The following is a 24,116-nucleotide window of genomic DNA, read 5'->3' as shown; positions in this document are numbered from 1 at the left end:
GCCTTGTGTACTTCCCGAAAACGACGACGGGGACTGTCGGCTGACCCGCGTCAGCGACAGCGTTACTGCCGAGAGGAGCGCGCCTCGCGCACGTCGGCCCCGTCACGTAACTTGTCCTCGCAGTTCGGGCAAACCCGAGGCCCGGCTGCCTCGTAAGATTCCGGTGTAAAGACCCGCACGTACTGCTCAGTTACGAACTCACCGCAGTTCTGACACTCGGGCATCTCATGGATTTCTCTGACGATACTGTATAGTCTTTTTGTTACCGATTAAAAGCGCCGGTTAATAATTCGTCTCAGGCGAACTGGCCGCCGTCAGTCGCGGTTTCCCCAGAACGCGTCGAGTTGTCCGGCGAGGAAATCGGGGGTCATTCGGGTGAACTCCTCGCGTTCTCCGGCCGGGAGGAACGGGTAGACGGAGTGGCGCGCGTCGGGCGCGTACCGCCGGCCGACGAACGCGCGAACGCCCACCTCCTCGCTACCGCGGATGACGCGGCCGATGGCCTGTCGGGCACGCCTGACAGCGGGAACCGTCAGCGCGTACTCGAAGGCGTTCCCCTCCCCGAAGGCGTCGCCGTAGGCCCGCTGTACCGCGCGGATCCGCGGCGACCCGATGTTGACGAGCGGGACGCCGACGACGGCGCAGGTCGAGAGCTTCGCGCCGTCGTAGTCGACGCCCTCGGTCAACGTTCCCCGCGTCGACGTGACGAGGACCTTGCCTCCGCCCCGGAAGAACGCCTGCTTGCGTCGCTCGGTCTCCTCGTTGCTGGAGGCCTCGTCGACGACGACGGGTTTCTCGACGGCGTCTTCGAGGTACGCGCCGGCCCACCGCGCCTCGCGGTAGTTCGGCATCGCGACCATCACGTTGCCCGGAGACCGAGCGAGCGCCCGCAGCGCCTGCGCGTACTCGTCGCGCGTGGGGTTCCAGTTCTCGCCGAGGGGTTTCATGTCCTCGGGGTCGCCGCGGTTGCGAGCCGTGAAGGGGCGACAGTCGACGAGATACGACGCGCGGTTCTCCGGCGGGAACGGCAGGTCGTAGGTCGCGGAGCGGACCGAGCGGCTCAGGTCGTCTCCGTCGTCGCCGTCGTCCGTCTCGGCCAGCGCGTCGAGCCCCGAGACGCGCGTGAACACGTCGAGCGGTTCGAGCGTCGCGCTCATCAGCACGCCCCCGCCCAACTCGTCGAAGACGTCCCGCAGCGCCGTCGCGGGCATGCAGTTGTAACAGAGCAGTCCCGGCGTGTAGACGGCCTCGTAGTCGGCGTCCGTGCTCCGGTTCTCGGCGGGCGAGTGTTCGAGTTCGATCTCCCGCAGGAACGTCGAGTGGTCCCGCTCCCACCACTGGCCCGCGACGACGCCGACGGCGGCACAGACCGGCTGGCGGGTCAGCCCCAGTTGGTCGATGGCGTCCTCGACGGCCGCCCCGACCTTCGCCAGCGAGCGCCACAACTGTCCGTCGTAGCCCTTCTCCTCGGCCCACTCCGTCAGTTCGTCCCGTTCGACTGCGTCGGGGTCCCGGAGCGGAATCTCGCGGTCGCGCTCGGGCAACACGGACGGGTTCGCGCGCCAGCCCTCGTGTTCGGCGTCGAGATACGCCTCCACGCGGTCGTCCAGCCAGCGTTGCAGGTCGTCGTAGAACTTCCGCGCGTGGTCGACCGCTTCCAGCGGCACCTCGCGGGCCGACAGCACCTCCCGAACCTGCTTCTTGTGGTCGGCCGACTGCTGGGCGCGCTGGACCAGCAGGTTGCAGTCGTTGCGCGCCTGCACGATGGTCTGCTTGCCCAATCTATCGGACAGCAGGTCCCGAACCCGCTCTTCGAGGCGGTGGGCCTCGTCCACGACGACGAACGTGTCCTCGTCCAGAATCGACGACAGCAGCGGTCGAGAGCCGGGATCGAACAGGTGGTTGTAGTTCCCGACGACCACGTCCGCCCGCTCCAGCATGACGCTCATCACTCGGTGCGGGCAGGTCCCCCGCTCGACGGCCGCCGGGAGGTAGTTCTCCAGCGTGACGACGTTCTCCGGCCCCGCCGAGAAGTCCACCGGCGACCCCTTGTTCCGGGCGTACCAGTCGGCCTCGAACGGGCAGTACAGCGGCGGGTCGTCGCTCTCGGCCATCGACTCAGGTGCCGCGGGTTGCTCGGGGCGGTACGGCGACGCCGCGCCAGCGGTGTTCAGCGTGTCCTCGCCGATAGTGGTCTGGGCGGTGGCGTCGGGCCGGGCCGCGGCCGCGAGGTCCTGACCCTTCCGCGGGTCCCACCACTGGTCCTCGTCGTCGACCTCGTTCTGGATGGCGGCGTCGGCGACGGCACCCCCGCTCGACCGGCCGTCGTCCTCGACCAGTCGAGCCGTCGACTCCCGCAGGTCCTCACAGCGGTCGTGGGTCCCCGCGTCGGCGGGGAACTTCCCCTCCCGACCGTACGGACAGAGGTCTCGCTTGCCGACCAGGGAGATGCCGTCGAGCGGGTCGTCCAGCCCCGCGTTGAGCGTCCGCAGGTCGTCGACGAACTGCTTCAGTTGCTGTTTGACCGGCGTGACGACGACGACGCGCTCGTAGAGGTCGGTGTCCCGGACGAGGTGGGCCGCGGCGGTCAGCGCCGCCATCGTCTTCCCGGTCCCACAGGGCCCCTCCATCGCCAGAAAGCCGCGCGACTTCCCGGCCTCGACGGCGCGCTCGATCGCGTCGGCTTGGTTCGCGTACGGCTCGTCGAAGCCGAAGTACTCCCGCCAGACTTCGCCGCCGGTCGAGGCCGTATCCCGCATCGAACCGAGGTTGGTCGTCCCCGTATTTGAACCGCAGGATTCGTCGAGCGGCGGGGAGCCTCCCTCAGTGCAGGAAATCGACCAGGCGCTCGGTGAACTCGTCGGTGCGGTCTTCGGGGACCCAGTGGTTCGCTTCGAGACCGACCAGCTCGCAGGACTCGATGTCCGCTTCGAGTCGCTCGGCCCACCGGAGCGGCTGGAACTCGTCTTCGGTCCCCCACAGGAGGAGCGTGTCGGCCGTCACGTCACCGGGGTCTATCTCGGTCGTGTGGTTCGTGTTCGTCGCGCTCGCGTCGCGGACGAGCGAGGTGACGCCCTCCGCGGAGTTCCACGGCGCTTTCATCCCCTCTACGAAGTCCTCGTCGTGTTCGTCGCCGTAGAGAGTGTCTCGGAACAGTCCGTCGAGCGTCTCCTGCAGTTCCTCGGCGCTCGTCTCGCGGTCCGTCTCCGGGAGTCCGATGTCGTTGATGGTCGGGATGGGCCACGAGTCGTAGGCCACGGCGTTCGAGAGGACGAGTCGGTCGACCGCGTCCGGATCTCGGGCGGCGTATCGCAACCCGACGCCGCCGCCGAGGTCGTGACCGACGAACGATATCGTGCCGAGGTCGAGTTCGTCGACGAGTCCGCGGACCGCGCTCTCCTGAGCGCGAATCGAGCGGTCGAAGCCGTCGTGCATCGCCGAGTTACCGTACCCGACCATGTCCGGGACGATGACTCGCCGGCCCTCCGCGACCGCCTGGAGTTGCCCGCGGAAGAGATAGGAGTTCGTCGGGATTCCGTGGAGGAACACCACGGGGTCGCCCGCTCCCTCGTCCCGGTAAGCCATTTCGAGGTCGTGATCGTCGACGGTAACCGTCGCCGTCTCCTGTGCCGCCGTCCATTCGTCGTAAGTAGCTGTCATCGATATCGGAGTCAAGATCGGTTGAAGCGGTCTATGCGCCGTCGCTCGCGTCGGCTATCGCCCCGAACAGAAGCGACTCGGACTCCGCGCGGGACGGATAATAGTCTGGTGCCGGTGGGCGGTGAGGGCGCACAGCCCGCACCGGTTCCGTCGTCGGTCGGGCCACCGCCGCTCACAGCACCGCGAAACTCGGGAGATACAGTGCCAGACAGACGACGGCCGCGCGGCGGTCGATGCCGCGCCGCCAGTAGAAGAGCGCGAGGACGGCGATGGAGACGACGAGCATGTAGACGAGCGAGGGGAAGATGGCCGCCGGGTCCTCGACGACGACGTCGAAGAAGACGGCGCCGATACCGAGCGAGAACACCGGGTCGGTGATGTTACTGCCGAGGATAGAGCCGACGGAGATCCCTTGTCGCCCCTCGTAAGCGGCGATGCCGGCGATGACGATTTCGGGAACCGTCGTTCCGAGACCCGTCAGGACGCCGATGAGATATTCCGGCAGGCCGACCAGTCGGGCGAGCGCGACGCCGTTGGTGACCATCAGTTGCCCGCCGACCACGACGAGCAGCAGGCCGCCGAGAATCCATGGCGCGGTCTCGGCCGGCGAACGCGGCGCTTCGATGACCTCCTCCGTTATCTCCTCGCCGCCCTCGTTCGTGTAGAGGGTGTAGATGAACTGGACGTACGCGAGCATCATTAGGAGGCCCTCCGAGCGGCCCACGACGCCGTCGTCCAGCGTCAGAATCATGATTATCATCGCGAGAATCATCGCGGTGCCGTAGACGAGGACGCTCCGCCGTTCGACGACGAACGGCGAGACGAACGCGACGACGGCGATGGCCAGCGTGATCTGGGCCGTCTCGGAGCCGACGATGTTGCCGACGACGAGGTCGCCCGCGCCGTAGAAGGCCGCGTATATCGAGGTGACCATCTCGGGGACCGAGGTGCCGACGGAGATGACCGTCACGCCGATGAAGAAGGGCGAGACGCCGTAGTACAGCGCGAGGTCGCCGGCGGCGGTGACGGCGCGGTCCGCGCCGACGACGAGCGCCGCCAGTCCGCCCACGAACAGCGCGGCCTCTACGAGCATCGTCCCGTAGAACCCGTGGCGGGCAGTAAGTTAGTCGTCGCTTTCGGCGGTTCGCCGGTCGCTCGCGGCCTCGGTCTCGTCGAGCAGTTCCTCGCGGTGTTCGTCCAGCAGCGGCGCGCGGCCGCGGGGCCGCGGCATCGTCTCGGTCATCTTGATGGGGCTGCCGGCGACGGTCATCTCTCCGTCGGCACCGGGCTGAGAGACGTCGGCGAGCATCTCGCGGGCGCGGGCGTGCGGGTCTTCGAACACCTCGCTGGCGTCCTGCACGGGCGCGGCCGGGACGCGCCCGTCGAGCAGTTCGAGGATGGTCTCTGTCTCCCGTTCTCGGGTCCAGTCGGCGATCTCCTCGCGCAGTCGCTCGCGGTCGGCGCGGCGGGCGTTCGCGTCGGCGTAGTCGGCCGCGAGGTCCGGGCGGTCCATCGCGTCACAGAGCGCGCGCCAGTGGCGGTCGTTGAACGCCGCGACGACGACGTGACCGTCGGCGGCACGGAACGCGTCGTAGGGGAACAGCGTCGGGTGGGAGTTGCCCTGTCTGGTCGGCGGGTCGCCGTCGCAGGAGTACTGGTAGACCGAGCGCTCACACAGCGAGACCATCGCGTCGTACATGGCGGTGTCGACGTACTGGCCCTCGCCGGTGCGCTCGCGGTGGTGGACCGCGGCGAGGATACCGACGGCGTTGAGCGCGGCGGTGAAGATGTCGCCGACGCCCGGCCCCACTTTGGTCGGCGGGCCGTCCTCCGGTCCGGTGATCTCCATCACGCCGCCCAGCGCCTGCGCGATGAGGTCGAAGGAGGGCTGGCCCTGCCGGTGGGTCTCGCCCGTACGCGGGTCGCCGAAGCCGCGGATGGAGGAGTAGATCAGCTGCGGGTTGCGCTCCCGAAGCGTCTCGTAGCCGCAGTCGAACTTCTCCATCGTCCCGGCCTTGAAATTCTCGACGACCACGTCGGCCCGCTCGACCAGCGAGAGGAACGCATCGCGGTCCTCGTCGGTCCGCAGGTCCAGTTCGAGGGAGCGCTTGCCGCGGTTGACGCTCTGGAAGTAGCCGCCGTAGGCCTCCTCGTCGGCGTCCGCCACGAACGGCGGGTTCGACCGGATCATGTCGCCGCCCGGCCGCTCGACCTTTACCACGTCCGCGCCCATATCCGCGAGTAGCATCGTGCAGTACGGTCCGGACAGGACCTGTGTGAGGTCTAACACGCGTAGGTCGGCAAGCGCACCCATGTGAGAGGAGACGCGAGGCGCGGTGATAAACGTTGGTGATAAATCATTATAAATTGTATAAGGCCGTATTATCATTATAGACCATTAACTTTATACTCGGTCCGCGAGTCGTCCACTGTACATGCCCCGAACCGTCATCCTCGGCGTGATTGGTTCCGACGCGCACGTCGTCGGTATCACGATTCTCGAGCAGGCGCTCTCGGCCGCTGGCTTCGAGGTCGAAAACCTCGGCGTCCAGACCTCACAGGCCGAGTTCATCGAAAGCGCAAAAGCTCACGACGCCGAGGCTGTACTGGTCTCCTCGCTGTACGGGCACGCCCGACAGGACTGTGAGGGGTTCCACGAGCGGCTCGAAGCGGCCGGTCTCGACGTGTGGACCTACGTCGGCGGGAACCTCGCCGTCGGACAGGACGACTTCGAGACCACGCGCGATACCTTCCGCGAGATGGGTTTCGACCGGGTCTTCGACGCCGAAACGGACCCGGAGGAGGCCATCGCGGCGCTCCGACAGGACCTCCAGCTCACGACGACGGAGGCCGAGCGGGTCAGAGTCGACGGGTAACCCATGCCGACAGACAGCAAGCTCTCCACCGACCAGCTACAGCGCATCGCAAACGACCTCCGCGACGAGTGGCCCACCGGCCGGGAAGTGGACTTCGAGGAAGCCGTCAGTTTCCACGAGTCGCTGCCGACCGCGAAGCAGTTCGCGACGGTCCTCGAGTCCGCCGACCGGCCGCTGCTCCAGCCGCGGGCCGGCGTCCCCTGCCTGGAGGACCAGATATCGCTCCTGCGCTACCTGCAGGACGAAGGCGCGGCGGACCTCCTCCCGACGACCATCGACTCCTACACGCGGGACAACGAGTACGAGAAGGCCGAGGAGGGACTGGCGGCCTCCCGGAACAGCGAGGCCGACGAGCTCAACGGCTTTCCCGCGGTGAACCACGGCGTCGAGGACTGCCGCCGGCTCGTTCGCGCACTCGACGCCCCCATCGAGGTGCGCCACGGCACGCCCGACGCGCGCTTGTTAGCGATGGTCACCCTCGCCGGCGGCTTCCAGTCCTTCGAGGGCGGCCCGATCTCGTACAACATCCCCTACACGAAGCGGCACGACCTCGCGACGACCATCGAACACTGGCAGTTCGTGGACCGACTCTGCGGGGCCTACACCGAACGCGGCGTCACGATAAACCGCGAGCCGTTCGGCCCGCTGACAGGGACGCTCGTCCCGCCGTGTATCGCCATCGCGGTGATGCTCGTCGAGGGCCAACTCGCCGCTACGCAGGGCGTGCGCTCGGTGACGCTCGGCTACGGGCAGGTCGGCAACCTCGTGCAGGACGTCGCGGCCCTGCGCGCGCTGCGGAAACTCGGCGAGGAGTTCCTTCCGGACGCGGTCACGGTCACGACCGTCTTCCACGAGTGGATGGGCGGGTTCCCGCCCGACGAGGCCCGCGCCAACGGCGTCATCAGCCTCGGCGGCGCGACGGCGGCCGTCGCCAAGCCCGATAAGGTCATCACGAAGTCCCCGCAGGAGTTCCAGGGGGTCCCGACGAAGGAGGCCAACGCCGCCGGCCTCCGCACGACGAGACAGCTCATCGACATGATGATAGAGCAAGACATCGACCTCGGCGGTATCGACGACGAACAGCGGCTCATCGAACGCGCCACCCGCGCTCTGATGGACGCCATCTTCGAGGCCGGCGACGGCGACGTGGCGGAAGGCGTCGTCCGAGCGTTCGAGACGGGCGACCTCGACGTGCCGTTCGCGCCGAGCGACGCCGCCGCCGGGGCGGTCCTCCCGGCGCGGGACGACGACGGCCGCGTCCGGATCTTCGAGTTCGCCGACCTCGCCCTGCCCGACGATATCAAGGAGACGCACAAGGCCCGGCTGGGCGAACGCGCCCGCACGGAGGGTCGGGACCAGTCGTTCCGGATGGTCGCCGACGACGTGGACGCCATCAGCGACGGGAAGCTCATCGGTCGCCCGACGGGAAAGCGGGGAGGTGCCAGCGATGCGGATTGAGGAGATCCGGGCCGTTCCGGGCGTCTCGGGCTTCTTCTTCGACGACCAGCGCGCCATCAAGGACGGCGCGACCCAGCGCGGGTTCGACTACGACGGGCCGCCGGTGACGGAGGGGTTCGACCGGGTCCGCGAGGCCGGGGAGTCGCTCATTGTCGAACTCGAACTCGCCGACAGCACCGTCGTCACCGGCGACTGCGCGGCGGTGCAGTACTCCGGTGCGGGCGGCCGTGACCCGCTGTTCCGTGCCGAGACGTACCGCCCGGTCGTCGAGGGCGTCGTCGCCGACGCGCTCCGGGGCCGGGACGCCACGCTGTTCCGCGAGAACGCGGAGACGCTGGAGGCGATCGACCCCGAGCGCTCCGGCGGCGACCGCCTCCACACGGCGGTCCGATACGGCGTCTCACAGGCCCTGCTGAACGCCGCCGCCCGCGACCGCGGACAGACGCCGACCGGCGTTCTGTCGGCGGCCTACGACACAGACCCCGCGACGACGCCCGTTCCGGTGTTCGGCCAGTCGGGCGACGAGCGCCGGACCAACGCCGAGAAGATGCTCATCAAGGGCGTTCCCGTCCTCCCCCACGGCCTGTTCAACAGCGTCGAGAAAGTGGGCGAGGACGGCGAGGGACTGCGCGACTATCTCGCGTGGCTCTCGGACCGAGCGGGAGAGCTCGGCCCCGAGGACTACGCGCCGCGGTTCCACGTCGACGTCTACGGCATCCTCGGGAAGGTATTCGGCCCGCCGTACGACCGGACGGAAGTCACGGACTACTTCGAGACGCTGCGGGAGGCCGCCGCGCCGTACCCGCTCCAGGTCGAGGGGCCGATGGACGCCGGCGGCCGCGCCGCCCAGATCGAGCAGATGGCCGAACTGCGCGGCGGTCTGCGAGACGCCGGCGTCGCCGTCGACATCGTCGCCGACGAGTGGTGCAACACCTTCGAGGACGTGCGGGCGTTCGTCGACGCGGGCGCGGCCGACGTGGTGCAGGTGAAGACGCCGGACCTCGGCGGCGTCCAGCGCTCCGCGGAAGCGGTGCTGTACTGCGACGACACGGATACCCGCGCGTATCTGGGCGGCACCTGCAACGAGACGGTCACCTCGGCGCGGGCCTGCGCCCACGTCGCGCTGGCCACCGACGCCGCGCAGGTCCTCGCGAAACCCGGCATGGGCTTCGACGAGGGGTTCATGGTCGTCACGAACGAGATGCGCCGCGCGCTCGCTCGGGCGGACGCGGCGACCAGCGGGAGCGAGTACGCCGGACGGCCGAGCGGCGACAGCCGCGAGGCACAATCATCCGGGGGTGCGCGCCGATGACTGACTGGAGCGACCCGGACGCCATCGACTGCGCCGACGAGGACGCCTTCGACGCGCTGCTCGACCGGGCGACGACCCGCGAGAAGGGCCGATACTTCGAGTTCTTCGCGGAGGGCGACGACCTCAGCCACGACCCCGGCCTGCGCCTCTCACAGCACGGCAGCGAGCAGTGGATGGGTCAGACGCTGAACCACGACCCGGCCTACTGGCGGAGCGACACCGCCCGCGAACGGGGATTCGACGGCGTGCCGGTCCACCCCGACTACCTGCTCGCCTGCGTGATGGGGATCACCGTCGAGGACCTCTCGGAGAAGGGCGGGTACTTCCTCGGACGCACAGACGTCGAGTTCCACCGGCCGGCCTATCCCGGCACCGAGCTGGCCGTCACCTCTCGCGTGGTCGATACCCGCACGTCGTCGTCACGTCCGGCCTACGGCATCGTGACGTGGGAGACGGAAGGCCGGGACCGCGAGACCGGCGACCGGCTCGTCTCCTACGAGCGGACGAACATGGTCCCGCGGCGCGAACCCGCCGCTACCGACGGCAGCGGGTCGATGGCCGACGGAGACGGGACCGACCCCGACCCTCCCGACCTCCCGGAGACGCTCCTCGCGCCCGACGGGGCGCGCTTCGAGGACTTCGAGAGCGCGCTTTCCCGCGCCCGAGACGAGAACGCCGCGGTCGCCTACCGCCACGAGCGCGGGCGGACGATGGACGACCAACTCGTCGCGGGCCTGCCGCTGGCGACGCTCAACACCGCCCGTCAGCACCACAACCGCGACGAGATGGCCGACTCGCCGTCGGGCGACATCGTCGCCTACGGCGACGTGACTCGCTCCATCGCGCTCGCGCACGCCCGCTCGGACGAGGCGACCTACCGCGAGCGCCGGTTCGCGGACGAGCGCTTCCACGCGTTCGTCACGCTCGGCGACACCGTCTACGGGTTCACGCGCGTCCTCGACTGCGACCCCGATTCGGGCCCCGACCGCGCGGGCGCGGTGACCTTCGAGCACGTCGCCTTCAACCAGGACAGCACCCCGGTCTACTCGGGCCGGCGAACCGCCCTCATCCAGCGACAGCAATGACCGACACACGACTCTGCCGCACGTTCCAGACCGCACCGGCCGCCGTTCCGCGAGACGACAGCGCGAAGTTCCTCGACTCGGGGCTGACCAGCGAGGGGTTCCAGACCCCCGACTGGCTCGTGCCCGACATCGAGGACGGCACCGCGCCGTCGATGAAAGACGAGGCCGTCGAGAACATCGCCGACCGCTTGCCCGACCACGCGCCCGACTTCGCCGGGGAGATCCTCCCGCGCGTCGAGTGGGCCTACGACGGCGAGGAGTTCCGCGAACGCGGCACCGAGCAGGTCCGCCGGCTCGCCGACGAAGTGGGCGAACACCTCGACGGGTTCGTCTTCCCGAAGGTCGGCCGCCTCGACGACGTGCGCGACGCCGCCGGCGTGCTGGCCGACGCCGAACGCGAGGCTGGCCTAGCGGACGGCACGCTGGAGATGGCGATAATTCTGGAGACCGCCGCGGCCCGCTCGGACCTGCGGGAGATCTGCCAGTTCGCCGCCGACTCCCGGCTGTCCGGCATCGTCTTCGGGCCGGTCGACTACACGGCGGAACTGGGCGGCCGGGCGCTCCACGGCGAGCGCCCCCGCTGGGACGGCCTGCTCGAAGCGCTCTCGAACGAGACGAGCGCCGCGGACATCGTCGCCATCGGCGGTCCCTTCGACCAGTTGTTCCACGAACGCGCGGGCGTCACCTACTACAACGCCGAGGGATACGCCGACCAGGTCGAGCACGAGGCGACCATCGGCATCGACGGCTCGTGGTCGCTGCACCCCAAACAGACCGCGCAGGCCAACCGCGTCCACATGCCCAGCGGCGAGGAACTGGACCGCGACCTCTCGAAGATAGAGGCGTTCAACGACGCCAAGCGCGAGGGGACGGGAGCCGTCGTCGTCGACGGCCAGATGGTCGACGAGGCCACCTACAAGAACTTCGCCAACACCGTCCAGAAAGTGCGGGCTATCGACGAGTCCCACCCCGAACAGACCGGAGAGCACTACGACGACGCGCTGTTGTCGCGGGCGCTCGACGTGGAACTGATCTTCAACTGACCGACCGTCCGCTCCCGCTCAGACTCGTCGGCTACTCCGACCGAGCGCTGATCGTGGACTTCGGTGCGATGGTCGTCGCCGCCGTCATCGTCGCCCTCGGCGCGGCACTGTTCCGCCGCGTGGAGGCGGTGTAGTCACCCGAAGAAGTCGGCCAGCCGCTCGGCCGCTTCGTCCACGCGCGGGGTCACCAGCGCGAAGCGGATCCAGTCGGCTCGGGAGTCGCCGAACGCCTCGCCGGGCATCCCGCCGACGCCCGCCTCGTCGACGAGCTCGTAGACGTTCTCGAAACTCCCCGGGAAGTCGGGAAAGCGCGCCATCACGTAGAAGCCGCCGTCGGGCCGGTTGAACTCGGCACCCGCCTCGTCGAGCGCCCCGCAGAAGCGATCTATCCGCGCTTCGAGGCGGCGGCGACAGTCGGCGTAGTACTCGGGCGAGGTGGTCTTCAGCGCCCGCAGGACGGCGTACTGGGCCGGTCGACTCCCGGCGACGTTCGTCAGCATGTGGCGGGTGCGGGCGCGTTCTATCAAGTCGCCGTTCGGGCCGTCCTCGGGCGGGAAAACCGCGTACCCGACGCGGAAGCCGGTGATGGCGAGGGACTTCGAGAAGGAGTTCGTCGCGACGACGTTGGGCGAGTCCGCTTCGAGCGCGGACCCGAACCGTCCCGAGTAGTCGAAGTGGTCGTACACCTCGTCGCTCACGAGCAGAGCGTCGTTCGCCTCGGCGATAGCGGCGAACTCGGCCATCGCGTCGGCGTCGTACACCGCGCCGGTCGGGTTGTTCGGCGAGTTGACGACGACGACGCTCGTCTCCTCGCTCGCCGCGGCCCGGACGTCCGCCGGGTCGAGACGGCCGTCGTCGGCGACGGGGACGAACGTCGTCTCCGCGTCGAGGAAGTTGGCTCGGCCGGCGTAGTAGGGATAGACCGGGTCGGCGAGCAGGACTTCGTCGCCGTCGAAGCGGTCGAGACCGCCGCTCATGGCGAGGTGGTTGGCCTCGCCCGCGCCGTTCGTGACGACGACGCGCTCTACGGCGACGTCACGGCGAGCGGCGATCTCCTCGCGGAGGTCGCGCAGGCCGACGCTCGGCGGATACTGGAACTCGCTCGGGTCGGCCTCGGCGTAGTCCCGGAGGCCGTCGCGAAGGCCCTCGGGCGGGTCCCAGTCGGGGTTGCCCGAGACCATGTCGACCACGTCCCGGTCGGCTCGGGCGGCGTACTGCATCACCCGAAAGAACTGCGGCGTCTCGTAGTCCATACCGGCGTTGGGTGCGCCGAGACCGTCTGTCTTTCCGTTAACGGAGCGGCTTCGCTCGCGGCTACCGAGCCGTCACTGCCGGATGTAGAGCGTTATCGCGCCGATCACCAGAAGAGCGATTCCCCACGTGAGATCCGACCCCGGTAAGTAGCCGAGGATCAGCGTGACGATTCCCGAGGAGACGAGCGACCAGCCGATCGTAGTCTGGTAAGCCATACGGTCTGTTGGACGGCCACACTGATACGTTCCGGGCCGGCAACTGAACCCTTATCCCGCCCTGCCGTCAACGCCGAGGTATGACCGAGGACAGCGAGACGCCGATCGAAGCGCGGGTCGGTGAGGCGCTCCGCGAACGGGACGAGACCGTCGCCGTCGCCGAGTCCTGCACCGGCGGTCTCGTCGGGTCGCTGCTGACCGACGAGCCGGGGTCCAGCGACTACTTCGACCGCTCGGTGGTCTCGTACTCTTACGACGCCAAACAGGAACTGCTCGCCGTCTCGCGAGAGGCGCTCGACGCGCACGGAGCCGTCTCCGAACCGGTCGCCGACGAGATGGCCCGCGCCGTCAGGGACACCGCCGGGACCGACTGGGGCGTCGCCACGACGGGCGTCGCCGGACCGACCGGCGGCTCGCCCGAGACGCCCGTCGGAACGGTGTACGTCGCCGTCGCACACGCCGCGCCGTGGGAGTCCGGCGACTCTGACTGCGTGGTCTCGCACTACGAGTTCGACGGCGACCGGACCGACGTGAAAGCGCGCATCGCCAGACGGGCGCTTTCAGACCTGTTGGCGGCGGTACAGGAGGAGTAGTAAAGCCTTTCGGGAGCCACAGCGTCGGCCCGTGTAGATGAACAAACGCGGTCACGTCCTGAACGCCATCCTCCTGAGCATCGGACTGGGATACGTCCTCGACCCGTCCGGCGACGTCTCGACGTTCGCGACCATCGCCGAGGTGTTCCTCCCGGTCGTGCTCGGCGCGCTGTTCCCCGACGTCGACACGGCCTTCGGCAAACACCGGAAGACGCTGCACAACCTCCCGGTGCTCCTCGTCTTCGTCGCCCATCCGATCTATCACGGCGGCAACCTCCAGTGGGTCTGGCTCGGCGTGCTGACGCACTACGTCCTCGACGCCTTCGGCTCTCGGCGCGGGATCGCGCTGTTTTACCCGTTCTGGGACGAGGAGTTCGGTTTCCCGTCGGGGGTCACCACGTCGAGTAAGTACGCCGAGGTCGTCACCGTCGCCATCACCGCCCTCGAACTCGCGGGCATCGCCGTCCTCGTCTACGTCCTCCCGCAGTACCTCCCGCCGGGGGTCGCCGAGATGCTCGCCGAGAACACGGCGCTGATCGCCTAGTACACCTTCACGTCGTCGAACCGCCCGTCGTAGGCGACGTGGTCGGGGTGGGTCGGCGCGGTCCCCTGTAACATCACCCGGTCGAACTTCTCCCAACTGTTCTCGTAACCCAAATGCGCGAATTCGAGCATCCGACGGCCGGTGTGGGCCACGCCGTCGCGGTGAACGATACGGCGCGATTCGCCGTCCCGAAGCGCCGCCGCGAACGCCTCGGCGTCGTCGAACGACCGGTCGAACTGGACCCACGCCTCACCGATGCTCCCGGCGCGGTGCGCGTACGAGGAAGCGAACGCCGGTAGATCCGTCTCGCGGGCGAACCGCTTCGCTCGTCGGGTGTGATGTGGCAGGAACTTCGTGTTGTACGTCTCGACCGCGTCGATGGTGTTCCGATAGGTCTCCAGCTCGCTGAGACCGAGGCTCACGCTCAGAAATCCGGGGTGGGGGACCAACACGGCGGCCCCCTGGCGTCGCAGTTCCGCCATCGTCCCGTCGAGGGTGAGAAAGTCCGGGACCGGTTCGTCGAGCCCCACAGCGAGGACGTGGCGTCGGCGCTGCCACGTCCCGGTAAACAGCTCTCGGGCCGGATAAACCCGGAGGTCCCCGTCGGAGAACCGCTCGGCCCGAGCGCGGATGTCCGACAGTCGCGTGAAGTGTGGGGCGTACACGAGGGCGTCGAGTCCCCGTTCTTTCGCCCGCTGGACGACAGATTCGTCCAGCACTTTGACGTGTGGATCGACGTTGAACCCCTCGCTCGTCACGGCTTTCGCTATCCCGGTGGTCCCATTAGAGGTTTCTATTCGAAACAGTCCCGCCGGTGGCGAACGCTTTTGTCCGAGGCCCGCCTGCCTCTCTGCAATGTCACGCTGGGAGTGCGCAATCGCGGGCGACGACAGCCAGTTCGACCGCGTCGAAGACCTCATCGTCCACCAGTCGACCGAACACGACCGCGTCTCCTGTAAGGTGTGCGGGACAGTCGTCCCCGACGGCTACTTCGCCATCAAGCACGCGTTCGACGAACACTCGCGGGCCGAGTACGTCCGTGCCTACGACGCCTCCGCCGCCGAGGTCCGCCGCCGCGAGAACGTCAAGGAGTCCGTCGAGTCGGCCGCGGACATGAACGAGGTCGTCGAGCGACTGGAAGGCTGAGTCGAGAGTCGCGCTCTGCCGCGCATCGCTGACGCATCATCGACGCCGTATCCGATCGTCCGGGAGCGACGCTTCAGGGTGACGACCGGAGATACCCGCCGGTTCCGATCGCGAGGATGCCGAGCAGCGCCGGCGCGATTCGCAGGAGCTGCGGCGTCGCCGTCAGCGGCGGCTCGTCGGTCCGCGTCGTCACGAGGTCGTAGCGAGCGATGGCTCGCTGCCGTTCCTCGACCGCGGCCTCGCCGGGCGTCTCGACTCGCTCTCCCTCTTCGTTCGCTTCGCGTCGCTCCCGTCGAAGCGAGTGCTCCGCCGCACCGAGCGGTTCGTCGGCCGGCGGGAGGTCCGCCTCCGGCGGCCGTTCGATGACCACCGTCGTCAGTCGACGGCGCTCGGCGTAGTCCTCTATCTCGCCGAGTCGCTCCGAGTCGGGATAGGAGAACGCGGGCGCGCCCTCGCCGACCGGGACCGTGTGTTCGCCGCCGGACCGAAGCGTCTCGACGTACAGGTGCCGTCCCCGCTCGGAGAGGTTCTCGTAGGCGACGATGCGATAGCCCTGCTCGCGGAGCTGTGACTCGTTCTCCGGGCTGCCGTAGCCGGTGTCGTGGTACAACACCGGTTGGACGGGGAACAGCGCCGGGCCGAGCAGGGCGACGACGCCCAGTACGAGGAGCGCGCTCCCGAGCGTATCGCGCCGGGTCATTCCAGATCGGCCCCCTCGAACCGCAGGTAGCCGATCGCGAGCGGGACGACGAGCCAGACGGCGAACACCGCGAGTGACACCTCGTCGCCGAGGTACGCCGGGAGTTCGCCGTTCTCGCCGGTTCGCTGGAGAACCCGCTGTTCCATACCCGCTGGCATCACGAGGTTTACCGCCTTCCGATAGGCGATGAAGGGGCTCGTGTACGTCACCGCGTTGTAGAGGTCGAGGTTCGGCTCGGCCCCGAGCATCGTGGTGTGGACCCACTGCGCGACGGTCGAGACGCCGATGCCGGGGACCACGTAGAGGATAACCAGCAGGAAGTACGACCCGATGGCGGCGGCGATGGCCCGGCTTCGCTCGGCGAGCGCCGAGGAGAGGGCGACGGCGATGGCGACGAACACGGCGGCGTAAACCAGCGAGATAGCGAGCATCCCGACGGCGACGTCGACCGGGAGCGTGCCGTGGCGGGCGACGGCGACGGCGCTGGCCGTCACGAACATGAACGTCACGCCCGCGGCGACGACCGCGAGGCGGCTGAGGAGCTTACCGAGGAAGACGTCGCGGCGCGTGTTCGGCAGGCCGAGTAAGAACTTCACGCCGCCGCTCTCTCGCTCGCCGGCGATCGCCATGTAGCTGGCGACGAGCGCGACGATGGGGAGCAACATCGCGAGCAGCAGTCCCATCGTCGAGAACAGCTGTACGACCGTCTCCCGCGGCGAGAGCTGATACCCCTGATACCCGAAGGCAATCAGCGCCGTGAGCGCTCCCAATAGGGTCGCGACGGCCCACAGCGACCGCGAGCGGCGCGCCCCCTTGAAGTCCTTTCGCGCGACGTCGAGGGCGCTCACTGGAGCGCCTCCGCCGGCTCGTCCGCCGTCGCCGCCTCGCCGCCGTCGCGGCCGCCGCCGGTCAGCTCGCTGAACAGCGTTTCGAGGGGGACGGTCTCCGAGAGGATGTCCTCGACGGCGGCGCGTTCGGCGACGTGCGTGACCACGTCCACCTTCGCGCTCGGGTCCGAACACCGGACGACGAGCGTCCGGCCTTCGACCGTCGCGCGTTCGACGACCGAGAGCGATTCGACGCCGAGGCCCGTCGGCGGCGTCGCGCATTCGAGTTCGACGGTGGCGTGACCGCCGGCGCTGTCTCGGAGGCCGTCGATGGTGTCGACGGCGACGAGTTCGCCCCGGTTCATCACGCCGACGCGGTCACAGACCGCCTCGACCTCCGAGAGGATGTGACTGGAGAAGAAGACGGTCGTCCCGTCGGCCGCCCGGTCGCGGACGACCTCGCGCATCCGCTGGATGCCGTTGGGGTCGAGACCGGTCGACGGCTCGTCCAGAATCAGCAGGTCCGGATCGCCGGCCAGCGCGATGGCGAACGCCAGGCGCTGTTGCATCCCCTTCGAGTAGTCGCCCGCGAGCCGGTCGGCGTCGTCTCCGAGGCCCACGAGCGAGAGGAGGTCGTCGGGGTCGTCGTCGGTTCCCTTCGTCTCGATGGCCCATTCGAGGTACTCCCGACCGAGCAACGGATCGTCGAAGCCGTATCCTTCCGGGAGGACGCCGACCCGTCGCCGCACCGCTTCGGGGTCGGTCTGCGCGTCGATACCGAGCACTTCGACGCTCCCCTCGGTGGGGCGGATGAAGTCCAGCAGGAGGTTGATGGTCGTCGACTTCCCGGCCCCGTTCGGGCCGAGGAAGCCGAACACCTCGCCCGACTCGACGGTCAGGTCGAGGTCGTCGACGGCGACGACGTCGCCGAATCGTTTCGTCAGTCCGTTCGTCTGGAGGGCAGGCATCGTCCGGTCGCACCGTCGAGTGGTTTCCGCTTAAATCCTCAGAACAGTTCGATCGTATTTTGAGTCTTCTGCGGGCGGTAAGCTCCTCCGAGAACGGCGGTTCGATGAGAGCGAGGAGCGCTTCGCGACGCTCAGCGCTCCTCGCTATTCTCGTGAGCGACTGCGAGGAGCGAACGAGAGCACGAAGAACGCGTCAGCGTTCTTCGGAGTCCAGAACCCGGATCTGGTCGCCGCGCACGGTGACCGGGATCGGGACGGTCGCCTCGTACAGTTCGACGGTGACCTGGTCCTTCCCCTCGTCGATGCGCTGGACCTGCGCTTTCTCGCCCTTGAACGGGCCGGCGATGAGTTCGACGATGTCCCCTTCGGCGATTCCCTCGACGTCGGGTTTCGGCGAGAGGAAGTGCTCGACCTCCGCGATGGAGGACTCGCCCTGCACGATGCCGTTGGCGTGGGGGATCTCGTCTAAGATGCGGTCGAAGACGGCGGCGTCCTCGGCCTCGACCATCACGTAACTGGTCAGCGAATCCGGGGCCAGCGCCGCGTGAATGTCCGGTTCCTCGCGGTTGATGATCATCTCCGCGACGGTGCGTTCCTGACTCGCCGTGGTCTTGACAGCGTAGATTCCCATCTGTTTACACCGGCTTGCTTCCGGGGACGAACGTCATCACCGCGAAGATGACGAACCCGAGCAGTCCGACCAGCACGATACCGGCACCGGCGATCTTTGCGATTTGCGAGAACTCCTCCCAGGAGGGCGTACTCGCCAGTTTGAGTACGCGAACGTAGGAGGTGAGGTCGTACGGAACGTCCATAGCGGGTGGTATCCCCCGCTGGCTTTTCTATATTGTGGTCGCCGGTCGAAGAGAGCGACCCGAGGACGGTCTCTGGTGGGGAGCTACCGGAGAAAGCAGACCGAGAGGGCGACTACTCGACGAAGTCGATGTCCTCGCCCATCTGCTTGGCCGCCCGCTCCTGCTCGGCCTCGCTCTGGCCGTATATCTGCGGGCTCTCGACGCCGGTGACGACGATCATCGTCTCCATCTTCCCCTGGAAGTCGTTGTTGATGGAGGCCCCCCAGATGATGCGGGCGTCGGGGTCGATGCGGTCGTAGATCTCCTCGACGACGCCCTCGGCCTCCTCGATGCTCATGTCGGGACCGCCGACGACGTTGACCAGCGCGGAGTTCGCGCCGTCGAACTCCACGTCCAGCAGCGGCGAGCGGAGCGCCGAGCGGATGGAGTCCTGGGCCTTGTTCTCGCTGTCGGACTCGCCCAGCCCGATCATGGCGACGCCGCCGTTCTCCATGATGGTGCGGACGTCGGCGAAGTCCACGTTGACGAGGCCGGGCTTGGTGATGAGTTCGGTCATCCCCTTGACCGAGCGCATCAGCACGCGGTCGCAGATCTTGAAGGCGTCCTGCAGCGGCATCGACGGCGCGTAGTCGAGGAGGCGGTCGTTCGGCACGACGATGACGGTGTCGGAGACGGCTCGCAGGCGTTCGAGACCGGCGTCGGCGTTCGCTCGGCGGCGTTCGCCCTCCGCCGTGAACGGGATCGTGACGATAGAGATGGTGAGCGCCCCGGCGTCCTGTGCGGCCTGTGCGACGACGGGAGCCGAACCGGTCCCGGTGCCGCCGCCGAGCCCGGCGGTGACGAAGACCATGTCGGAGCCGTCGATGGACTGCTGGATGTCCTCCAGGTCCTCTTGGGCGGCCTCCTCGCCGATCTTCGGGACCGAGCCCGCGCCGCGGCCGCCGGTGCGCTTGCGGCCGATGAGGATCTTCGTGTCGGCTTCCACCTCGTCGGCTAAGTGCTGGGCGTCCGTGTTCGCGGCGACGAGTTTCGCGCCGTGGATGCCCTCTTCCATCATGCGGGTGACGGTGTTCCCGCCGGCACCGCCGCAGCCGACGACGGTGATCTTCGTCTCCAGATCTTTGACGACGCTGGCCAGTTCGTCGTCGGTCATCGTCCCGGACGTCGACACGTCCTCCCGTCCGGGGCTCGTCTCCGTCTCGGCCGCTGGCTCCGAGGAGCCGTCCCGTTCGTCTTCGGCCTCCTCGATAGCGTCGTCGATAATCGAGTCCATATTTAAATCCCCGTTGCAGACGGACGTTCATTAGTTTTCCCCCTCCGTCTGACGCTCGTCTGACGATTTCCGCCTCGATTTCGGGCCGGCTCCGGGCCGTTTTCTACAGCGTAAATCGACGTATACGTTCTCTTTGGACGCGCTCCGGTTCGATTTCGTCGCCGTCGACCTCGACCGGGTGTCCGGCGGAGAGCTTTCCGAACTTCGGGCCCTCGGGCACGCCGGTGGTGCGCGCGAGGTCGGGGTCGAACGTCTCTTCGCGGGCGACGAGTTCGTCGCCCTCCCGCTCGACGCTGTCGTAGCGCTGGCGGAGAATCTCGGCCAGCGCCGACACCAGCGAATCGCGCGTCGTCTCGGGAGGGAAGACGAGCGGCCCGGTGACGACGGTGCCGCGCTGTTCGGTGCCGAACGCGAGCGCGTTGGACTCGACCCACGCTCGAAGCGCCTCGGCGTCGATGCCGGCGGCCTCGGAGCGGAGGTCCGCGGGCGGTTCGACGACTTCCCAGTCGGTTCGGCGCTCGGCCGCCGCGGCCGGATCACCGAACCGGAGGCCGTCTCCGACCGGCGCGACTTCCGCCTCCAGCGCCTCGACCAGGTCGAGGGGGACGTCGGTGGTCTCCCGGACGAACGTCTCCTCGACGACCCGGTAGCCGAGCGCTTCGAGCGTCGCTTCGAGGTCCGGCCGCTCGGCTTCCAGCAGGGCGTAGTCGGCCGCGCTGGCTCCGAAGGCCCGTTCGAGGACCGCCTCGCGGTCGGCGTCGCCCTCGGCCCACTCGTCGAGCGCGTCGAGCGACCAGTCGGCCGCGATGTGGCCGACGGCCCAGTCGGTCTCGCGAATCACGCGCTCGAACCGCGGAGCGTAGTGACCGCCGCCGAAGCCGACGAGGTGACGGCGACTCCCGTTCTCACGGGGCGCATCCGCCGCGACGTCGCGAAGCGAGAGAATCGCCCGGGCGACGGCGCGGGCCGCGTCGGGGTCGCGCCACTGCGCCTCGGCGCTCCCCACTTCCACGAACATCGAGGGGACGCCGACGCTCGTCGGTCCGTGGTGCGTACACTCGACGCCGACCTCGTAGCCGTCGGGCGCGTGTTCGGCGAGCGCAGTCACGACTTCGCGCTGGGCGTTCGGACACGCGCGGGCGAACTGCCCGGCCTCGCCGCCGAACTCCGCGTCGCCGAAGTTGCCGGTGTGATGGGCGGTCAGCAGTTCGTCGGTCTCGCCGGCGTGCCGGGAGGCGAAGACGAGCAGGTCGGGGTCGTCGAACGCCTCGGCGACGCCGTCGAGTTCGAGGTGCCAGTCGTCGAACTCGCGCAGTTCCACCCCGTCGGTCCGGTAGACGGTGCCGCCGCCGTCGGCGTCGGGGCGGCCGTCGTCGGTCGTCTCCGTCCAGTCGGCGAGGTCTCGAAGCCGCTCGCCGACGTGAACGGAGGCTTCGTCGGCCTGGGAGACGACGACGGCCAGCATCAGTCGGCCTGTTCCATGTGGACCGGCTCTCGTCCCATCGCGGTCCGGAACGCGTCGGTCGCCAGTCCGAAGAGCTCTTTCAAGGACTCGCGTCGGACGAAGAACAGCGCGAGACCGGCGACGATGTACAGCACCGTGTAGCCGATGAGCAGGTCGTGACTCGTGATCGGCAGCACCAGCAGGTCCTGAATGAGCGCGAACTCGATGAGCACCTGCGAGATGAACAGGACGAACAGGACGACCGCTTCCCGCACCGATATCTCGAAGTTACAGAGGAGCGCGAGCGCGAAGAACGACTGGGCGGCCGTGATCCATATCTCGGCGGACTGGCGCGAATCGAACGGGAGGACGCCGTAGCTACCGAACGCGATGGAGTAGACGACGGCGATGGTCCCGATGAGGAGCGTCCACTGGTTGAGCTTCGAGGAGATGAGCGCGTTGAACCCGGCGGTCGAACGAGCCTTGTTGACCAACACCGCGACGACGATGAGCTCCGGCGACTCGCTGGCCAGCGGCGCGACCCACTGAATCATGAAGAAGGAGGGGATGTTGTTCGCCAGTCCGATCTGCTCTAGTCCGTGTGCGAACGGCTCGACGGCGGTGAATATCATCAGCCCGGAGTAGCCGAAGAGCACCAGGACCGAGAGCGGCCGCCACGGGATCGACCACGACTGGAGGTACTCGGGGACGCCGACGGTGTGGTCGTGGGTCTCGACGTCGGACTTGAGGACGAGACCGATGTACAGCACGTAGAGACCGACCAGAAACAGCGTGTCGAGCGCGCCGATGCCGCCACCGAGGGGAACGAGGAACGCCCACCCGGTCGCCACGAAGAGGAAGGCGATCTCCGTGGCGATGTCGCGGTCCAACTTGACGGCGCTCTTCAGGAACCCGTCTCGGCCCACCACGGCGGGGTCCTCGGTCGAACTCGCTCGCGTGATGGTGAAGATGGCGATACCGGCCCACCCGAGGCCGATGAGGATGCGGTTCGCGCCGGTCATGTTCGCCACGGCGAGGTTGGCGTCGTGACAGGCCCGCGCGAGCTCGGTCTCCCCGGCGTCGATGGCGGCCGGCGAGAGCTGCGAACAGGCTTCGATCGTCGCGCCGCCGGCCCCGGCGTTCCACGCGTAGAGCGCGTCGACGGCGTACTCGGGGGCGACGGCGAGCACCGCGAGGACGGCGATCGCGAACGCGCGCGGCACGTCTTTCTCGGCCGTCTCGGCTCCCCACGCGAGGAGGAACGACGCGCCGAGAACCGCCAGTCCGCTCACCGCGACGGTCGTAACTCGGCCCATGTCGTAGCCGAGGAGGCTCGCACCGACCCAGGCGGCGGTCAGCAGGACCGCGCCCGCGATTTGCACCAGCGGATGACGTAGGCGACTCACTACGTGTCCACAGCACAGGTCGGCGTGAAAAACTTGCGAAAGCGCGTCCGAACGCGGGCCCGAGAGCGACCGCGAACCCGCCGAAGCGCCGCCGCTCGCCGGTCCAGAGCGTATCGTTCATGTGTCCCGCGCGCACTGGCAGGCGTATGGACGTCTACGGTCTCATCGGAAATCCGGTCGGGCACTCGCTGTCGCCGCCGATGCACGAGGCGGGCTACGAGGCGCTCGGCATCGACGCGAAGTACGTCACGTTCGAACCCGACGCCGACGAAGGAGCGGCGGCCGTCGAAGCGGCCGACAGGCTCGGGGTCGCGGGACTGAACGTCACTATCCCGTTCAAGCAGGACGCGCTCGACGCCGTGTCGCCGGACCCGCTCGCCGAACGCATCGGCGCGGTCAACACTATCGACTTCGGTGACGGGACGCCGACGGGCTACAACACGGACGCCGTCGGTGCCGTTCGAGCGCTCGAACACCACGGCGTCGAACGCTCCGGAACGGCCGTCGTCGTCGGTGCGGGCGGGGCCGGTCGGGCCGTCGCGTTCGGCCTCGCCGACGAGGGCATGACGGTCCGCGTCGCCAATCGAACCGAGTCGAAAGCCCGCGACCTCGCCGAAGAAGTCCCCGACGCCAGCGGGCACGGACTCGACGAACTGGGCGAGTTGCTCGCCGACGCCGACGTCCTCGTGAACTGTACCAGCGTCGGGATGGACGAGGACGAGACGCCGGTGCCGGCCGAGGCGTTGCACGGCGAGCTGGGCGTCCTCGACGCCGTGTACTCGCCGCTCTCGACGCGGCTACTGCGGGACGCCGCCGAGGTCGGGGCGACGACCGTCGACGGCGCGTGGATGCTCCTGTATCAGGGCGTCGAGGCGTTCGAGCTGTGGACCGGTGAAGACGCGCCCGTAGATCCGATGAACGATGCGCTCCGAGCGGGTCTCTGACGGACGCGTACCAGCAAGAGATTAGTGTCGGGGGAAAGTAGTCCCGCGTATGGGTCTGCTTCAGAAACTGAAATCTGCCCTCGGGCTCGACGGGGCGGAGTCCGCGTCTGGAACCGGGTCCGGGTCCGGGTCCGGGTCCGGGTCGCCCGGCGACGTGGACGTGACCGTCGAGCGCGAACCATCTACTGAGGACGAAGACGCAGTCAAGGGGACCGAGACTGCGGTGACGGACGGCAGCGAGACCGAGACCGCGAGCACCGACGCGGGTGCGGCGACCGACGACGAGACGGCCGCCGCCGACGCGACCGTTCCCGACGAGAGCGGGTCGGTAGACGCCACAGTCCCCGAGGCCGAACCCGAGATCGGCGAGGGGAGCGACGACCCCGTCACCGAGATAAAGGGCATCGGCCCGGCCTACGCGAAACGACTCGCCGGTCTCGGTATCGACACCGTCGGCGACCTCGCAGCGGCGGACGCCGCCGAGGTGGCCGCGGAGACGGACCTCTCCGAGAGCCGGATCGACGGCTGGATCGAGCGCGCCGAGGACTACTAG

At 68.3% G+C, this 24,116-nt stretch carries 26 protein-coding genes; 10 read left to right on the top strand and 16 right to left on the bottom strand.

All coding sequences use genetic code 11. From position 1 onward, the window contains the following. Positions 1 to 62 precede the first annotated feature (62 nt). The 5 genes from EGH23_RS27175 to mct form a co-directional block, all read right to left on the bottom strand. Positions 63 to 224, bottom strand: coding sequence for a DUF7563 family protein (locus tag EGH23_RS27175; RefSeq protein WP_422111213.1), 162 nt, complete (start codon positions 222 to 224; stop codon positions 63 to 65). A gap of 90 nt (positions 225 to 314) precedes the next feature. Next, positions 315 to 2,759, bottom strand: coding sequence for an ATP-dependent DNA helicase (locus EGH23_RS01785; protein WP_220578317.1), 2,445 nt, complete (start codon positions 2,757 to 2,759; stop codon positions 315 to 317). A 64-nt stretch (positions 2,760 to 2,823) separates the two neighbouring features. Beyond that, positions 2,824 to 3,660, bottom strand: a complete 837-nt coding sequence (locus tag EGH23_RS01780) for an alpha/beta fold hydrolase (RefSeq protein ID WP_220578316.1) — start codon at positions 3,658 to 3,660, stop codon at positions 2,824 to 2,826. Positions 3,661 to 3,832: 172 nt separating this feature from the next. Beyond that, a complete protein-coding gene (locus EGH23_RS01775; protein WP_220578315.1) occupies positions 3,833 to 4,753 on the bottom strand; it encodes a sodium:calcium antiporter in 921 nt (306 codons plus the stop codon). Positions 4,754 to 4,783: 30 nt separating this feature from the next. Beyond that, positions 4,784 to 5,974 (bottom strand): succinyl-CoA:mesaconate CoA-transferase, encoded by a 1,191-nt coding sequence (gene mct / locus EGH23_RS01770; protein WP_220578314.1) that lies wholly within the window; start codon positions 5,972 to 5,974, stop codon positions 4,784 to 4,786. Positions 5,975 to 6,095: 121 nt separating this feature from the next. Here mct and glmS point away from each other — a divergent pair, with 121 nt between their 5' ends. Genes glmS through citE form a run of 5 tightly spaced genes read left to right on the top strand, consistent with a single transcriptional unit; the run spans position 6,096 to position 11,434 of the window. Further along, the gene (glmS, locus tag EGH23_RS01765) at positions 6,096 to 6,536 is read left to right on the top strand and encodes a methylaspartate mutase subunit S (RefSeq protein WP_220578313.1); all 441 of its coding nucleotides are present in this window, start codon (positions 6,096 to 6,098) and stop codon (positions 6,534 to 6,536) included. A 3-nt stretch (positions 6,537 to 6,539) separates the two neighbouring features. Further along, positions 6,540 to 7,994 (top strand): methylaspartate mutase subunit E, encoded by a 1,455-nt coding sequence (locus EGH23_RS01760; protein ID WP_220578312.1) that lies wholly within the window; start codon positions 6,540 to 6,542, stop codon positions 7,992 to 7,994. Next, positions 7,984 to 9,306, top strand: a complete 1,323-nt coding sequence (locus EGH23_RS01755) for a methylaspartate ammonia-lyase (protein ID WP_220578311.1) — start codon at positions 7,984 to 7,986, stop codon at positions 9,304 to 9,306. The genes EGH23_RS01760 and EGH23_RS01755 overlap by 11 nt, the downstream gene beginning before the upstream one ends. Then, the gene (mch, locus tag EGH23_RS01750) at positions 9,303 to 10,391 is read left to right on the top strand and encodes a 2-methylfumaryl-CoA hydratase (RefSeq protein ID WP_220578310.1); all 1,089 of its coding nucleotides are present in this window, start codon (positions 9,303 to 9,305) and stop codon (positions 10,389 to 10,391) included. The genes EGH23_RS01755 and mch overlap by 4 nt, the downstream gene beginning before the upstream one ends. Then, the gene (citE, locus tag EGH23_RS01745) at positions 10,388 to 11,434 is read left to right on the top strand and encodes an L-malyl-CoA/beta-methylmalyl-CoA lyase (protein WP_220578309.1); all 1,047 of its coding nucleotides are present in this window, start codon (positions 10,388 to 10,390) and stop codon (positions 11,432 to 11,434) included. Before mch ends, citE begins: the two co-directional genes overlap by 4 nt. Before the next feature lie 134 nt (positions 11,435 to 11,568). Here citE and EGH23_RS01740 read toward each other — a convergent pair whose 3' ends face one another. Both EGH23_RS01740 and EGH23_RS01735 read right to left on the bottom strand, forming a co-directional pair. Next, on the bottom strand, positions 11,569 to 12,687 hold the full coding sequence (locus EGH23_RS01740; protein WP_220578308.1) for a pyridoxal phosphate-dependent aminotransferase: 1,119 nt from the start codon (positions 12,685 to 12,687) through the stop codon (positions 11,569 to 11,571). Positions 12,688 to 12,759: 72 nt separating this feature from the next. After that, the gene (locus EGH23_RS01735; RefSeq protein WP_220578307.1) at positions 12,760 to 12,903 is read right to left on the bottom strand and encodes a hypothetical protein; all 144 of its coding nucleotides are present in this window, start codon (positions 12,901 to 12,903) and stop codon (positions 12,760 to 12,762) included. 80 nt (positions 12,904 to 12,983) lie between these two features. Here EGH23_RS01735 and EGH23_RS01730 point away from each other — a divergent pair, with 80 nt between their 5' ends. Both EGH23_RS01730 and EGH23_RS01725 read left to right on the top strand, forming a co-directional pair. After that, complete coding sequence (locus EGH23_RS01730) at positions 12,984 to 13,496, top strand: CinA family protein (RefSeq protein WP_220578306.1); 513 nt, start codon at positions 12,984 to 12,986, stop codon at positions 13,494 to 13,496. 37 nt (positions 13,497 to 13,533) lie between these two features. Beyond that, positions 13,534 to 14,040 (top strand): metal-dependent hydrolase, encoded by a 507-nt coding sequence (locus EGH23_RS01725; protein ID WP_220578305.1) that lies wholly within the window; start codon positions 13,534 to 13,536, stop codon positions 14,038 to 14,040. Here the strand turns inward: EGH23_RS01725 and EGH23_RS01720 are convergent. Beyond that, positions 14,037 to 14,798 (bottom strand): PHP domain-containing protein, encoded by a 762-nt coding sequence (locus EGH23_RS01720; protein WP_220578304.1) that lies wholly within the window; start codon positions 14,796 to 14,798, stop codon positions 14,037 to 14,039. The genes EGH23_RS01725 and EGH23_RS01720 overlap by 4 nt on opposite strands. Before the next feature lie 97 nt (positions 14,799 to 14,895). Here EGH23_RS01720 and EGH23_RS01715 point away from each other — a divergent pair, with 97 nt between their 5' ends. Beyond that, complete coding sequence (locus EGH23_RS01715; protein ID WP_220578303.1) at positions 14,896 to 15,186, top strand: DUF7565 family protein; 291 nt, start codon at positions 14,896 to 14,898, stop codon at positions 15,184 to 15,186. A 73-nt stretch (positions 15,187 to 15,259) separates the two neighbouring features. On the opposite strand, the gene EGH23_RS01710 is transcribed toward EGH23_RS01715, so the two are convergent. The 8 genes from EGH23_RS01710 to EGH23_RS01675 all read right to left on the bottom strand — a co-directional run bounded on the left by EGH23_RS01710 (position 15,260) and on the right by EGH23_RS01675 (position 22,595). Continuing rightward, positions 15,260 to 15,886: a hypothetical protein gene (locus EGH23_RS01710; RefSeq protein WP_220578302.1), complete on the bottom strand. Its 627-nt coding sequence runs from the start codon at positions 15,884 to 15,886 to the stop codon at positions 15,260 to 15,262. Beyond that, positions 15,883 to 16,734, bottom strand: a complete 852-nt coding sequence (locus EGH23_RS01705) for an ABC transporter permease subunit (protein WP_220578301.1) — start codon at positions 16,732 to 16,734, stop codon at positions 15,883 to 15,885. Before EGH23_RS01705 ends, EGH23_RS01710 begins: the two co-directional genes overlap by 4 nt. Continuing rightward, positions 16,731 to 17,681: an ABC transporter ATP-binding protein gene (locus tag EGH23_RS01700; protein WP_220578300.1), complete on the bottom strand. Its 951-nt coding sequence runs from the start codon at positions 17,679 to 17,681 to the stop codon at positions 16,731 to 16,733. The genes EGH23_RS01705 and EGH23_RS01700 overlap by 4 nt, the downstream gene beginning before the upstream one ends. A 193-nt stretch (positions 17,682 to 17,874) precedes the next feature. Beyond that, a complete protein-coding gene (locus EGH23_RS01695; protein ID WP_162316559.1) occupies positions 17,875 to 18,312 on the bottom strand; it encodes a transcription elongation factor Spt5 in 438 nt (145 codons plus the stop codon). A gap of 4 nt (positions 18,313 to 18,316) precedes the next feature. Next, positions 18,317 to 18,496, bottom strand: a complete 180-nt coding sequence (locus tag EGH23_RS01690) for a protein translocase SEC61 complex subunit gamma (protein WP_220578299.1) — start codon at positions 18,494 to 18,496, stop codon at positions 18,317 to 18,319. Between the two features lie 112 nt (positions 18,497 to 18,608). Next, positions 18,609 to 19,769, bottom strand: coding sequence for a cell division protein FtsZ (gene ftsZ, locus EGH23_RS01685; RefSeq protein WP_220578298.1), 1,161 nt, complete (start codon positions 19,767 to 19,769; stop codon positions 18,609 to 18,611). Positions 19,770 to 19,872: 103 nt separating this feature from the next. After that, a complete protein-coding gene (locus EGH23_RS01680) occupies positions 19,873 to 21,234 on the bottom strand; it encodes a D-aminoacyl-tRNA deacylase (RefSeq protein ID WP_220578297.1) in 1,362 nt (453 codons plus the stop codon). Continuing rightward, positions 21,234 to 22,595, bottom strand: a complete 1,362-nt coding sequence (locus EGH23_RS01675) for a sodium:calcium antiporter (protein ID WP_220579203.1) — start codon at positions 22,593 to 22,595, stop codon at positions 21,234 to 21,236. The genes EGH23_RS01680 and EGH23_RS01675 overlap by 1 nt, the downstream gene beginning before the upstream one ends. A gap of 170 nt (positions 22,596 to 22,765) precedes the next feature. Here EGH23_RS01675 and EGH23_RS01670 point away from each other — a divergent pair, with 170 nt between their 5' ends. Both EGH23_RS01670 and EGH23_RS01665 read left to right on the top strand, forming a co-directional pair. Next, positions 22,766 to 23,563, top strand: a complete 798-nt coding sequence (locus EGH23_RS01670; protein ID WP_220578296.1) for a shikimate dehydrogenase — start codon at positions 22,766 to 22,768, stop codon at positions 23,561 to 23,563. 49 nt (positions 23,564 to 23,612) lie between these two features. Further along, the gene (locus tag EGH23_RS01665; RefSeq protein WP_220578295.1) at positions 23,613 to 24,116 is read left to right on the top strand and encodes a helix-hairpin-helix domain-containing protein; all 504 of its coding nucleotides are present in this window, start codon (positions 23,613 to 23,615) and stop codon (positions 24,114 to 24,116) included.

Source organism: Haloarcula nitratireducens, assembly GCF_019599505.1.
This window is presented reverse-complemented; position numbering and strand designations above follow the sequence as displayed.